This is a genomic window from Cytobacillus sp. GQ23 (assembly GCF_059758675.1).
On record NZ_JCAXER010000022.1, the window covers coordinates 60,170 to 73,229 of the forward strand.

12 protein-coding genes are annotated in these 13,060 nt (G+C 42.6%); 8 read left to right on the forward strand and 4 right to left on the reverse strand.

Annotated features, from left to right (window positions below; genetic code table 11):
• Positions 1-6: 6 nt before the first annotated feature.
• A complete protein-coding gene (locus AC6CHU_RS18190; RefSeq protein ID WP_498122567.1) occupies positions 7-1,428 on the reverse strand; it encodes a sigma-54 interaction domain-containing protein in 1,422 nt (473 codons plus the stop codon).
• A gap of 206 nt (positions 1,429-1,634) precedes the next feature.
• Here AC6CHU_RS18190 and pruA point away from each other — a divergent pair, with 206 nt between their 5' ends.
• The 3 genes from pruA (at position 1,635) to AC6CHU_RS18205 (ending at position 5,892) form a co-directional block, all read left to right on the forward strand.
• Positions 1,635-3,182, forward strand: a complete 1,548-nt coding sequence (gene pruA / locus AC6CHU_RS18195; RefSeq protein ID WP_498122559.1) for an L-glutamate gamma-semialdehyde dehydrogenase — start codon at positions 1,635-1,637, stop codon at positions 3,180-3,182.
• Between the two features lie 120 nt (positions 3,183-3,302).
• Positions 3,303-4,502, forward strand: coding sequence for an ornithine--oxo-acid transaminase (locus AC6CHU_RS18200; protein ID WP_498122560.1), 1,200 nt, complete (start codon positions 3,303-3,305; stop codon positions 4,500-4,502).
• A 103-nt stretch (positions 4,503-4,605) separates the two neighbouring features.
• Entirely contained in the window at positions 4,606-5,892 is a 1,287-nt protein-coding gene (locus AC6CHU_RS18205; RefSeq protein ID WP_159871181.1) for a Glu/Leu/Phe/Val family dehydrogenase, read from the forward strand.
• A gap of 70 nt (positions 5,893-5,962) precedes the next feature.
• Here the strand turns inward: AC6CHU_RS18205 and AC6CHU_RS18210 are convergent, their stop codons facing one another.
• A complete protein-coding gene (locus AC6CHU_RS18210) occupies positions 5,963-6,196 on the reverse strand; it encodes a DUF378 domain-containing protein (protein WP_251284855.1) in 234 nt (77 codons plus the stop codon).
• A 164-nt stretch (positions 6,197-6,360) separates the two neighbouring features.
• Between AC6CHU_RS18210 and AC6CHU_RS18215 the strand changes: the two genes are divergently transcribed.
• The 3 genes from AC6CHU_RS18215 to AC6CHU_RS18225 all read left to right on the forward strand — a co-directional run bounded on the left by AC6CHU_RS18215 (position 6,361) and on the right by AC6CHU_RS18225 (position 9,854).
• A complete protein-coding gene (locus AC6CHU_RS18215) occupies positions 6,361-7,524 on the forward strand; it encodes an iron-containing alcohol dehydrogenase (RefSeq protein WP_498122561.1) in 1,164 nt (387 codons plus the stop codon).
• Positions 7,525-7,728: 204 nt separating this feature from the next.
• Positions 7,729-9,078 (forward strand): glucose-6-phosphate isomerase, encoded by a 1,350-nt coding sequence (locus tag AC6CHU_RS18220; RefSeq protein WP_498122562.1) that lies wholly within the window; start codon positions 7,729-7,731, stop codon positions 9,076-9,078.
• 368 nt (positions 9,079-9,446) lie between these two features.
• The gene (locus AC6CHU_RS18225; protein WP_159871163.1) at positions 9,447-9,854 is read left to right on the forward strand and encodes a YugN-like family protein; all 408 of its coding nucleotides are present in this window, start codon (positions 9,447-9,449) and stop codon (positions 9,852-9,854) included.
• Here the strand turns inward: AC6CHU_RS18225 and AC6CHU_RS18230 are convergent.
• Entirely contained in the window at positions 9,851-10,843 is a 993-nt protein-coding gene (locus AC6CHU_RS18230; protein ID WP_159871160.1) for a potassium channel family protein, read from the reverse strand. The genes AC6CHU_RS18225 and AC6CHU_RS18230 overlap by 4 nt on opposite strands.
• A gap of 77 nt (positions 10,844-10,920) precedes the next feature.
• Complete coding sequence (locus tag AC6CHU_RS18235; protein WP_175609186.1) at positions 10,921-11,070, reverse strand: hypothetical protein; 150 nt, start codon at positions 11,068-11,070, stop codon at positions 10,921-10,923.
• Positions 11,071-11,680: 610 nt separating this feature from the next.
• Here AC6CHU_RS18235 and AC6CHU_RS18240 point away from each other — a divergent pair.
• Both AC6CHU_RS18240 and AC6CHU_RS18245 read left to right on the forward strand, forming a co-directional pair.
• Positions 11,681-12,295 carry a protein kinase family protein gene (locus AC6CHU_RS18240; RefSeq protein WP_159871157.1) on the forward strand — a complete coding sequence of 205 codons (615 nt, stop codon included), beginning with the start codon at positions 11,681-11,683 and terminating at the stop codon, positions 12,293-12,295.
• A 72-nt stretch (positions 12,296-12,367) separates the two neighbouring features.
• The gene (locus AC6CHU_RS18245) at positions 12,368-13,012 is read left to right on the forward strand and encodes an SDR family oxidoreductase (protein WP_159871154.1); all 645 of its coding nucleotides are present in this window, start codon (positions 12,368-12,370) and stop codon (positions 13,010-13,012) included.
• Positions 13,013-13,060 lie beyond the last annotated feature (48 nt).

Consider the following 13,060-nt stretch of genomic DNA (forward strand, 5'->3'; position numbering starts at 1 on the left):
AATCAGTCAGCTGTTTTCTTTCCTGAATCCGTATTTCCTCAGCCGATACTGCAGATTTTGCCGGCTCATGCCAAGTGATTTTGCGGCTTGGGTTATATTATTGCCATGGTGTTTAAGAACTTTCTTTAAATAGTATTTCTCAGCTTCCTGCATATATTGTTCCAGTGTTTTATCAGGCTTGTTTTTCTGAATCATCAAATCCTCCAAAGGGCCGGCATCCTTCTGCTGGTCCTTGAATTGAGGCTTATTCCGGAAATGAAGAGGCAAATGCACATAGCTGATGGCTTCTTCCTGATCAATCAGATTCATGGCTCCTTCGATAATATGCTCCAGTTCTCGTACATTCCCCGGCCAGTCGTATTGCTCGAATTTACTCATTACTTCCTCTTCAATTTCCGCTACATTCATCCCAAAAAGCTGATTATATTTTTCTATGAAAAACTGTGCAAGATCCCGGATATCCTTTCTTCTATCCCGGAGAGGCGGAATAAAGAGGGACACAACACTCAGCCTGTAGTACAAATCTTTCCGCATCCTGCCTTCTGAAATAGCATCAATCGGGTCTTCATTTATGGTTGCTATGATTCTGACATCCACTGCCCGGTCTTTTGTATCTCCTACCCGGCGGACCGTTCTTTCCTGCAAAACTCTCAAAAGCTTTGCCTGAAGGGATGGATTAAGTGAGTTGATCTCATCCAGCAGTAATGTCCCGCCATTTGCCTGCTCAAATAATCCCGGCCTTTCAATCGAGCCTGTAAATGCCCCTTTCTTTGTGCCAAATAAAAGACCCTCTATCAGACTGTCCGGAAGTGCTGCGCAATTTTGAGAGATGAATGGCTTCGAAGAACGGCTGCTGCCATTATGGATGCTTTGGGCAAAAAGCTCTTTTCCTGTACCGGTCTCCCCGATTATCAGGACTGAGGAACTCGTCCGGGTTGCTCTTTTGCTTGCTTCAATTACTTCATGGATTTCGTCGCTTGAACCGATAATGCTATCAAAGGTATAACGGGTGTTTCCGCGTTTATTCATATTTTCTCTGATCAGCTTTTCAAGCTTGGTCACATCACGGGCGATTTCCATGGCGCCAATCTGTTCACCATCTTCAATAATCGGAAATGTATTATTTATTGTGGTAATTTCCTGCCCTATATTGTTAAAGTAGGTTTGTTTGGCATTTTTAATGCTGCTGCCATTCTTGAGCGCCTGAAGTAAGGTGCTATATTCGTTCTGGTTGAAAGAAAATACATCCAGCAGATTTTTATCCAATACATCTTCATAATCCATGCCTTCAATCTGGGCCATTTTTTTGTTGTAAAATGTGGTTCTTCCTTCCTCATTCACTACATGGACACCTACATCGATTTCATTTAATATCCGCTGAAAGATCTTGTTTTTTAATTGAAGCTGTTCGATTTCCCTGTGATTCATTGTAATCTCCTTCATTCGGCATTTTATTCAATAGTATATACTAAACCTAATGGGTGCAACATTAATTTGCACTAATAACAGAAAAACCGCAAAAATATTTTGCTTAAAGCTTATTAAATAGTGATTTATCAGCTTTTTTATATTGGCACAGTTCTTGCATTATATATGAGCGGATGAATATGAAAAGACAAAAGGAGGATGACTTCATGGTACAGACGTACAAACATGAACCTTTCACAAACTTTAAGGAAGAAGATAACCGCGAAGCATACTTACAGGGATTAAAAACAGTCGAAAGCTATTTAGGACAGGACTATGATCTATTAATAGGCGGAGAAAGAATCTCTACTGAAGATAAAATTGTATCCATCAATCCTTCTAATAAAGAAGAAGTAGTTGGCCGTGTTTCAAAGGCAAACCGCGAGCTTGCGGAAAAAGCGATGCAGGCTGCTGTGGAAGCATTCAAAACATGGAGAAAAGTGAAGCCGGAAACACGTGCAGATGTTTTATTCAAAGCTGCTGCGATTATCCGCCGCCGCAAGCATGAGTTTTCTGCCCTTTTAACAAAGGAAGCAGGTAAGCCTTGGAATGAGGCAGATGCTGATACTGCGGAAGCGATTGACTTCCTTGAGTACTATGCACGCCAGATCTTAAAAATTAAAGACGGTGTTCCAGTTAACAGCCGTCCAAACGAATATAACCGTTATGACTACATTCCATTGGGAGTGGGCATCATCATCTCCCCTTGGAATTTCCCGCTTGCGATCATGGCCGGCACTACTGTTGCCGCAATCGTGGCAGGAAACACTGTTCTATTAAAACCAGCTTCCACTACACCGGTTGTGGCTGCGAAATTCGTAGAAGTGATGGAAGAAGCAGGACTTCCGAAGGGCGTTCTAAACTTCGTGCCGGGCAGCGGGGCAGAAGTGGGCGACTACCTGGTTGACCATAAAGATACCCGCTTTATCTCCTTCACAGGTTCACGCGACGTGGGACTTCGCATCAACGAGCGAGCTTCCAAGTTAAATGAAGGCCAAATCTGGCTGAAGCGTGTCATCGCGGAAATGGGCGGCAAGGACACCATCGTTGTCGACAAAGAAGCAGACCTTGAATTGGCTGCAACTTCCATCGTGGCATCTGCTTTCGGCTTCTCCGGCCAGAAGTGCTCTGCATGTTCACGTGCCGTTTTAGTAGAAGATGTTTATGATCAGGTTCTTAACCGTGTGGTGGAACTGACAAATGAATTAACGCAGGGCAACCCGGAAGACCAGAGCAATTACATGGGTCCAGTTATTGACCAGGCTGCATTTGATAAGATCATGAGCTACATCGAAATCGGTAAAGAAGAAGGCAAGCTGATGACAGGCGGAGAAGGAGACAGCTCAACAGGCTTCTTCATCAAGCCGACTGTATTTGCTGACCTTGCACCGGATGCACGCCTTATGCAGGAAGAGATCTTTGGTCCAGTTGTTGGTTTCACAAAAGCAAAAGATTTCGACCATGCGCTTGAAATAGCGAACAACACAGAGTACGGCTTAACAGGAGCTGTGATCACACAGAATCGCGAACACATCCAAAAAGCGCGCGAGGATTTTCATGTAGGAAACCTATACTTCAACCGCGGCTGTACAGGTGCGATCGTTGGATACCAGCCATTCGGCGGATTCAACATGTCAGGAACTGACTCTAAAGCGGGCGGACCTGACTACATTCTTCTGCATATGCAGGCGAAGACTACTTCTGAAATGTATTAAGACTTGCGGGCATGCGCGGGATATTTCATATCCCGTGCATGCTAAAACCTTAAATAGTTTAAAGTAGGATAGCTTAACGTTACAATAAAAAGGACTATTCTGAAAAAGGAGGAATTTTAATTGACTGAAGCGACAAAAACACATTCACTTATCGAACAAACTGAAAAATACGGGGCAAACAACTATCACCCGCTTCCAATCGTTATTTCAAAAGCGGAAGGTGTTTGGGTGGAAGATCCTGAAGGAAATAAATATATGGATATGCTTAGTGCCTATTCAGCAGTAAATCAGGGGCACCGCCATCCAAAAATTATCCAGGCGCTGAAGGATCAGGCGGACCGCGTAACGCTAACTTCCCGTGCTTTCCATAACGATCAGTTGGGGCCATGGTATGAAATGATTTGCAAACTGACAAATAAAGAAATGGCACTTCCGATGAATACAGGTGCGGAAGCGGTTGAAACGGCAATAAAAGCTGTGCGCCGCTGGGCTTATGATGTAAAAGGGGTGGCAGATAATCAGGCAGAGATCATTGCTTGTGTAGGTAACTTCCATGGCCGCACAATGACAGCGGTTTCGCTTTCTTCTGAAGAAGAATATAAGCAGGGTTTCGGACCTATGCTTCCTGGCATTAAGCTGATTCCTTACGGAGATCTGGATGCTCTTAAAGATGCGATCACTGAAAATACGGCCGCTTTTTTAATTGAGCCAATCCAGGGTGAAGCTGGCATTGTGATTCCTCCCGAAGGATTCCTGAAAAAAGCATATGAAACTTGTAAGGAGAACAATGTATTATTCATTGCAGATGAAATTCAGGCTGGACTTGCGCGTTCCGGAAAAATGTTTGCATGTGAATGGGAAGATGTAGATCCTGACATGTACATTTTAGGAAAAGCGCTTGGAGGAGGAGTATTCCCGATTTCCTGTGTGGTTGCGAATAAAGATGTTCTTGGGGTATTCAATCCTGGTTCACATGGTTCAACCTTTGGAGGAAACCCAATGGCTTGTGCCGTATCGGTTGCTTCCATGAATGTATTGGTTGAAGAAAAGCTTGCAGAACGGTCCCTTCAATTGGGCGAATATTTCATGAACAAATTGAAAGAAATTAATAATCCTGTCATTAAAGAAGTGCGCGGCCGCGGCTTATTTATCGGTGTCGAGCTGAATGAACCGGCACGCAAATATTGTGAAGAGCTTAAAGAACAAGGATTGCTCTGCAAAGAAACGCATGACACGGTTATTCGTTTTGCCCCTCCTTTAGTTATTTCTGAGGAAGAGCTTGATTGGGCAATTGAAAGAATCAATAAAGTATTAAGCTGATTTATTTTTTAGAAAGTCGGCTCTGTATCTAAATTTTGTGATGCAGGGCTGGTTATGGAATATTGCTTCATTTTCCTAAATATTAAAATCAAGAGGTGCCATGATGGGAGCTGCAGGAGTAGCTGGTAAAGAAGCTGAACAAAAAATCGAAGAGTCTTTAAATTTATTTACTTCAACCCAAGTTGTGATCAAGGAGGCCTTGAACAAGCTCGGTTATGCAGATGAAATGTATGAGCTGCTGAAAGAGCCGCTGAGGATGCTCACGGTAAGGATTCCAATACGAATGGATGACGGGTCAATAAAAATTTTTACAGGCTACAGATCACAGCATAATGATGCGGTAGGACCGACAAAGGGCGGTGTCCGTTTTCATCCTGAAGTAAATGAGGATGAAGTAAAAGCTTTATCCATGTGGATGAGTTTGAAGTGCGGAATTGTGGATCTTCCATATGGAGGAGGTAAAGGCGGAATCATTTGTGATCCCCGTTCCATGTCAATGGGTGAACTGGAACGCTTAAGCCGGGGGTATGTAAGGGCAATCAGCCAAATCGTTGGCCCTACAAAGGATATACCTGCTCCAGATGTTTATACGAATTCACAGATCATGGCCTGGATGATGGATGAATACAGCCGCCTCCGGGAGTATGATTCTCCTGGATTCATTACTGGCAAACCGCTTGTTCTCGGCGGGTCGCAAGGAAGGGAAAAGGCAACGGCACAGGGTGTAGTGATCTGCATTGAAGAAGCTGCAAAAAAGCGGGGCATTTCTATTGAAGGAGCCCGTGTGGCAGTTCAGGGATTTGGAAATGCAGGAAGCTTCCTGGCTAAATTCATGTATGATGCAGGAGCTAAAGTAGTCGCTATTTCAGATGCTTATGGTGCTCTATATGATCCGAATGGATTGGATATTGATTATCTTCTGGATAGACGCGATAGCTTTGGAACGGTAACAACCCTGTTTGATAACACATTGACAAACGAAGAATTGCTTGAACTGGACTGCGATATCCTCGTTCCTGCGGCCGTATCCAATCAGATTACTGCTGCAAATGCCCATAATATTAAGGCACCCATCATTGTAGAGGCAGCAAACGGTCCAACCACTCTTGAAGCTACAAAAATTCTTTCAGACCGGGGAATCCTGCTTGTTCCAGATGTTTTGGCAAGCTCAGGCGGTGTAACTGTATCCTATTTCGAATGGGTGCAGAACAACCAAGGGTATTATTGGACTGAAGAGGAAGTTACAGATAAGCTGAAAAAAGTGCTTGTACAGGCTTTTGATAATGTTTACCAGACTTCACAGCAAAGAAAAGTAAATATGCGTCTTGCAGCCTACATGGCTGGAGCAAGAAAAATGTCTGAAGCATCCCGCTTCAGAGGCTGGGTGTAATTCTGTTAACAGGGTAAAAATTTCGATTAAAAAATCCTTGCACAATATGTGCAAGGATTTTTTGCATATATTAACGCGATGGCCTTGCTTCAGGTTCTCTTTCCATTTCTTCGTTTGGTTTGAAGAGAAGGCCAAGGTTAATTAGGCCAGCGATGCCCACCAGACCATATATGATTCTTGAAAGGGCTGAATCCTGGCCGCCAAAGATAGCTGCCACAAGATCAAATTGGAAGAATCCGATTAACCCCCAGTTAATAGCTCCAATAATTGTAAGAACCAGTGCAATACGCTGAATGCCACTCATGATGTTTCCTCCTTAGTAGTATAGGTTCACTATTATGTTGCTGCACGTAAATAAAAAATATTCATTGTACTATTCGTAAAGGGCCATAATGAAGGATAGACGAACATACTTTTTGCATTAGCTGGAAGTTTGAAAGATAATGATTGGGAAAAGGAGATGGTGATGTGCAAAATTTTACCTTTTATAATCCGACTAAATTAATTTTTGGGAAAGATCAGCTGTCCCAATTGCAGACTGAAATTCCTCAGTACGGCAAGAAAGTGCTTGTTGTATATGGGGGAGGAAGCATTAAGCGTAATGGTTTATATGATAAAGTGATGGCTGAGCTAACTGAAATCGGTGCTGAAGTTTTTGAATTGGCAGGTGTTGAACCTAACCCAAGAATTTCCACCGTTCGCAAAGGTGTTGAAATTTGTAAAAATGAAGGCATCGACTTCCTGCTTGCTGTTGGCGGAGGGAGTGTAATCGATTGCACCAAGGCTATTGCTGCCGGTGCTAAATATGATGGCGATGCCTGGGATCTGGTTATCAAGAAAACATTTGCGGCAGAAGCTCTGCCGTTTGGAACGGTTCTTACATTAGCTGCTACCGGTTCTGAAATGAATGCCGGATCTGTTATTACAAATTGGGAAACCAATGAAAAATACGGATGGGGCAGTCCTGTGACTTTTCCTAAATTCTCAATTCTTGATCCTGTTAATACGTTTACAGTGCCAAGAAATCAAACGGTGTATGGAATTGTCGATATGATGTCCCATGTGCTGGAGCATTATTTCCATCTTGAGGAAAATACTGATTTTCAGGATCGCATGTGTGAATCACTGCTGATTACCATAATGGAGGCAGCTCCTAAGCTTCTTAAAGACCTCGAAAGCTATGAGCATAGAGCAGCCATTTTATATTCCGGCACAATGGCTTTGAATGGTATTTTGAATATGGGATATCGAGGAGACTGGGCAACGCATAATATCGAGCATGCTGTATCGGCTGTTTACGATATTCCTCATGGCGGCGGCCTTGCCATTCTGTTCCCGAACTGGATGAAGCATAATCTAAAAGTGAAGCCAGAACGCTTTAAGCAGCTGGCTGTCCGTGTATTTAATGTGGATCAGGCAGGAAAAACGGATGAAGAGACAGCACTTGAAGGAATCGGAAAGCTTCGTGAATTCTGGAACAGCATTGGGGCGCCTTCCCGCCTGGCTGATTATGACATCGATGACAGCCAGATCGAATTGATGGCAGATAAAGCGACTGTCAATGGAGAATTTGGCAATTTTGCGAAATTGAATCATGCTGACGTAGTTTCAATCTACCGGGCTTCCCTGTAACATTCAGATATTAGACCCCGCCTTTAGCGGGGTCCTTTGACACTTTTCGCGGGAAATGACAATCATCTTTATGGGTAAAAAATATGTCAAAATTGGACACGCTTACAATATAGGATGATTCTTGATTAACTTTGGGGCTTTAGTTAAAGTGGAATAGAGATAACAGCACAGCTGTTTAAATTTGAGAAAAATTGGAGGACATTCATGACACACGTTCGTTTTGATTACTCAAAAGCACTTCCTTTTTTTGGCGAACATGAAATTACATATCTGCAGGATGCCGTAAAGGTTGCTCACCACTCCCTTCATGAACAAACTGGAGCAGGCAGCGACTATTTAGGCTGGATCGATCTGCCATCAAACTACGATAAAGAAGAGTTCTTACGCATTCAAAAAGCAGCCGAGAAAATTAAGAATGATTCCGATGTTCTTATTGTCATTGGAATTGGAGGCTCCTATCTTGGAGCACGTGCCGCTATTGAAATGCTGCAGCACAGCTTCTATAATGCACTTCCAAAAGAAAAGCGCAAAACTCCGCAGGTATTATTTGCCGGCAACAATATCAGCTCTTCATACATGAAGGATCTAATGGATCTCCTTGATGGAAAAGATTGGTCTATCAACGTGATTTCTAAATCAGGCACCACAACTGAACCAGCATTGGCTTTCCGTATTTTCCGCAAAATGCTTGAGGAAAAATATGGTGCAGAGGAAGCGCGTAAACGAATCTATGCTACGACTGACAAAACGAGAGGTGCTTTAAAAACTCTTGCGGCAGAAGAGGGCTACGAGTCATTTATTATTCCTGATGATGTGGGAGGCCGCTATTCTGTTCTTACAGCAGTAGGCCTTTTGCCGATAGCTGTCAGCGGTGCAAATATTGAAGATATGATGAGCGGTGCAGCACAGGCACGAGAAGACTTCAGCAAATCTGAGCTTCAGGAGAACGCAGCCTATCAGTACGCTGCTGTCCGCAATGTTCTTTATAACAAAGGAAAAACGATTGAAATGCTGATTAACTATGAACCAGGCCTTCAATATTTTGCAGAGTGGTGGAAGCAGCTGTTCGGAGAAAGTGAAGGAAAGGACCAGAAAGGAATTTTTCCTTCTTCAGCCAACTTCTCCACTGATCTACATTCATTAGGCCAGTATGTGCAGGAAGGCCGCCGTGACCTTTTTGAAACGGTTATCAAAGTGGAAGAAGCGCGCCATGAACTTACCATTGAAAAGGCAGAAAATGATCTTGATGGTCTGAACTATCTTGCTGGTGAGACTGTTGATTTTGTGAATAATAAAGCCTTTGAAGGAACTATGCTTGCACATACAGACGGCGGGGTGCCAAACCTGATCGTTTCCATTCCGAAAATGGATGCCTATACATTTGGCTATCTGGTTTACTTCTTTGAGAAAGCATGTGCAATGAGCGGCTATCTTCTGGGAGTGAATCCATTTGACCAGCCGGGTGTTGAAGCATACAAAGTGAACATGTTTGCCCTTTTAGGAAAACCAGGATTTGAAGAGAAAAAAGCAGAACTTGAAAAGAGATTGAAGTAAGTATGAGAAGCGTCTGCCTGCGGGTGGGCGTTTTTTATTGGAGAAAATAAATTCTGCCTTTTTTGTGCCTGAACTGGGCATTGCTGACATAAGGCGGAAAGTCGTATCCTCAGAAGTTACATTAAGGAAGACACTGGCGTGTTTGTTAGAGCGGGGCTGAAAAAGATTATCAACTGATTGAAGGCACATCGAATAGTTGCTTTCCAAAGACAAAAATGCAGCTTAACTGCGAAGAATTTAATATTTCAGCGAAACTTTACCTATATTGTGAATTTTTACAAATAACCGCGAAATATCTAACTCTAAGTATTCATGATATCCCTCGCTTTGGAGAAACTAAGCAAAAAGCGTAAAAGGGGATGGATTCAGTGATTGAGATACCTTCAAAAGTGGAAGGAAAGCATTTTGATTTATATAAGCTGGAGCAGGCTTTGAAGCCGATTGGCTATTCGATCGGAGGGAACTGGGATTATGACCACGGTTCTTTTGACTATAAAATTGATGATGAGGTGGGGTACCAGTTTTTAAGGGTGCCTTTTAAAGCAGTTGATGGGCAGCTTGATGATCCAAGCTGTACGGTGGAGATAGGCAGGCCATTTTTACTTTCCCATAAATACCAGCGTGGCCTGGATGACCACGCCTATACCGGAAATTTCAGTGCGTCCTTTGATCAATTCTCGGAGCCTGTGGATAAAGACGCCAGTTTTCCGGAAGAATTCATTGATCTCGGCAAAGCACTTGTCGAAGAACTGGAATCCCTTTTATTAAGAGATTAACCAAGAATTACAATCAGCTGGTCCTGCTGAAGGATTTTAAATGGCTGGGGGGGATTAACAAGGGTTTCCTCCCCTCTTTTCACACCTAAAAGGAGAATGCCCTCTCCCATAAGCTCTGCACTAAGTTCTGCAAATGTTTTATTTTCCACTTCCTCGGATGCAGGCTGAAACGTTAATTTCCGTTTATCAAGCTGTCCGAGCAGATCAAGAAAAGAAGTTACAAGCTCCTGGGATGAAACGCTGTTGATCATAACAAAGCTTGTGAGCACATTCGTCTGGACAATTTCATCAGCACCCGCTCTTTTTGCATTAGCTGCCTGTTCAGACGTTAATATTTCCACGATGCATTGAACATCTCGATTCAGTCCTTTGATTGCCAGTAAGGTTAGAATTGAATTCATATCAGCATGTAATTCATCTTTGTTTTGATCTGCTGTAATGATGACTTTTTGCGCGTCAAAAACATTTGCTTTTATAAGGACATCATCTCTGTTAGCGCGACCCTGAATAAAATGTACGTTGTTGTAGGGAACAGGATTAGATTTTAATGTTTCATCGATTAAAGCAATGGAATGATTCATCCCATCACCCCCGAGTGCGTTAACGATCTCCCGTGCACGTTCATTCCAGCCGATCACAACAATATGATCCTTGCCCCGATATCCAACTTTTCCTTCCAGAAAGTCATTCTGCCGGGTAACCGCGGCTGTTGCAAGTGAAATAAAATATGTAGACAGAAAGCCCGCTCCCGTAAAAATAAGCGCAATTCCTATAATGCGCCCGCCAGTGCTTTTCGGATATAAATCTCCAAATCCGACGGTGGAAGCTGTAACTACAGCCCACCAAATTCCATCAAAAAAGGTCGGAAAGGAGGAGGGCTCGATAATATGTACTATTCCTCCAAAAAGAAAGATCACCAACAGGGCAATTAAGAGAATCCTGATTACTAAGGGAAGACGGATGAAACTGTAATAAATGTGCTGAGACATAAAACATCACTCCTAAAAACATGGGCGTTAAAAAACGGGAAATTTAGAATATAAAAAAAGCCATGCCAGGAATATACTTAATTAAGTATATCGTCTATTGCACGGCTCAGCAGTTGAATATCTTTGGATATTTCGTTTTTCACGTCGTCAATCTCGCACCTTTCATATTCATCCATGAGAAGGGAGAGTTCTCTCTTGAGTATGACAGCCTCGTGTTCAAAATCCATGATGACTCCCTCCTTTAGGGATATAAAGGATTAACAGGCAGTTAGTTAATTTTTATTTATTTGTAATGTTACAATTATGTTACCCGAAGTCTTTACAATTTAAACGATAAAAACGGCAATTATTAAACAAGAAATTTAGGACGGATATTGTTTACCCTCTAATTTGGCATGTAAACACAGTGACTTTATAAGGTATCACTTCTTGGTCCCTCTTTACATTGCCCAGCTATCATGATAAAAGAGCAGAATAATAATTTTACGCTAATCGGCATTGAGGCGAACGTCTCGGATCCCACGGATTATCCCATCCGGCAGCTTTCCAGCTCCATTTAAAAGGATAATTTCCGCGGCCCATTTATTTGACTAATATATGAATGAAACATATAATAAAACTAACAGCATAGTTCGGATTCTTCCTAAAGGGGAGTAGCTTTCAAGTAGAGTCGTCAATACGAGATGATAAATCTCCGGCTCTGCTGGCAACAGATGTTGCTTGCGAGACCTTTACCATTTATTTGGTAAGGTCTCTTTTGTTTTAAAGGCGCTGAGACCAATAAATGGTTCAGTGCCTTTTATTTTTTAGGAGAGTCTGGAACAGGGAGGTTTATTAATGAAACTGTATCAACAGCTTGCAGACAGTGTGAAATTTTCCAGACGCCTTAATGGGACCAGACTTCTTGAAAAGGACGACAGGCTGGAATTTATAGGGGCAGGGAGAAGTGCCTTTGCTTTTAGGATTAAGGAAACCAATTATGCAATAAAAGTCTTCTTTCCGGAATCTAAAGGAATAGCCAGGGATGAAGCGGAGGTCTACAGGGAACTGCCTGATCATTCATACTATCCCTCTTTCTATGGATCTGGAGATAACTATATTGTAATTGATTATGTGCAGGGGCTGACTCTGTTTGAGTGTCTTGCGCAGGGGGTACCAATAAAAGAGGAGATAATAAGACAAGTTGATGAAGCCTTAGATATCGCGAGGGAGAGTGGGCTAAATCCTTCGGATATTCACTTGCGCAACATTATTCTTACAGGGGATGGGTGTATTAAAATCATTGATGTTGCCCGTTTTAAGCGAACGAAAAAATGCACACAATGGGACGACTTGAAGCATGCATTCTATAAATTTTATAGAAAGAAATATTTTCCAAAAAAGATTCCTGTATTCATTATGAATACAATTGCGGCTCTTTATAAAAAGAGGATTATTCGTTTTGGCCCCTAAACAGTTCATTTGATAATGCATTTTTCTTTTGAAATAATAAAGGCCACTAGTTCAGAAAGGGGCAGATTATACATGAAAGTTCTTATTGTCGGAGCAAACGGACAAATTGGAAAGCTGCTGGTAAAGCTTATCAAAGATGGGGGTAAGCATACAGCAAGAGCAATGGTCAGAAAAGAAGAACAGGTCCCGCAGTTTGAAGATATGGGTGTGGAAACGGCAGTAGCAAGCCTTGAAGGAACAGTAGATGAATTGGCTGAAGCAGCCAAAGGATGTGATGCAATTGTATTTAGTGCAGGTTCAGGCGGAAATACAGGCTATGACAAAACTCTTCTGATTGACCTTGACGGAGCGGCAAAAGCAATTGAAGCGGCGGAGAAGGCTGGTGTAGACCGGTTTATAATGGTCAGCGCTATCCAGGCAAATAATCGCGATAAGTGGAGTGAAACGATCAAGCCTTATTTCGTGGCGAAGCATTATGCCGACAGAATTTTGGAAAACAGCAGCTTGAACTACACGATCGTACGCCCGGGCGGTCTGACAAATGACCCGGGAACCGGCCATATTAAAGCAGCGGAAAACCTGGAACGGGGCTTCATTCCCCGTGAAGATGTAGCTAAAACCCTTTATGCTGTGCTGAATCAAGAAAATACCTATAGGCGCGCATTCGACCTGGTATCAGGCGATGAAGATCCAGAAACGGCAGTAAAAAATATATAACTCTTGCCCGGTGTGTATACACCGGGATTATTATTGGCAAAAAAAGTA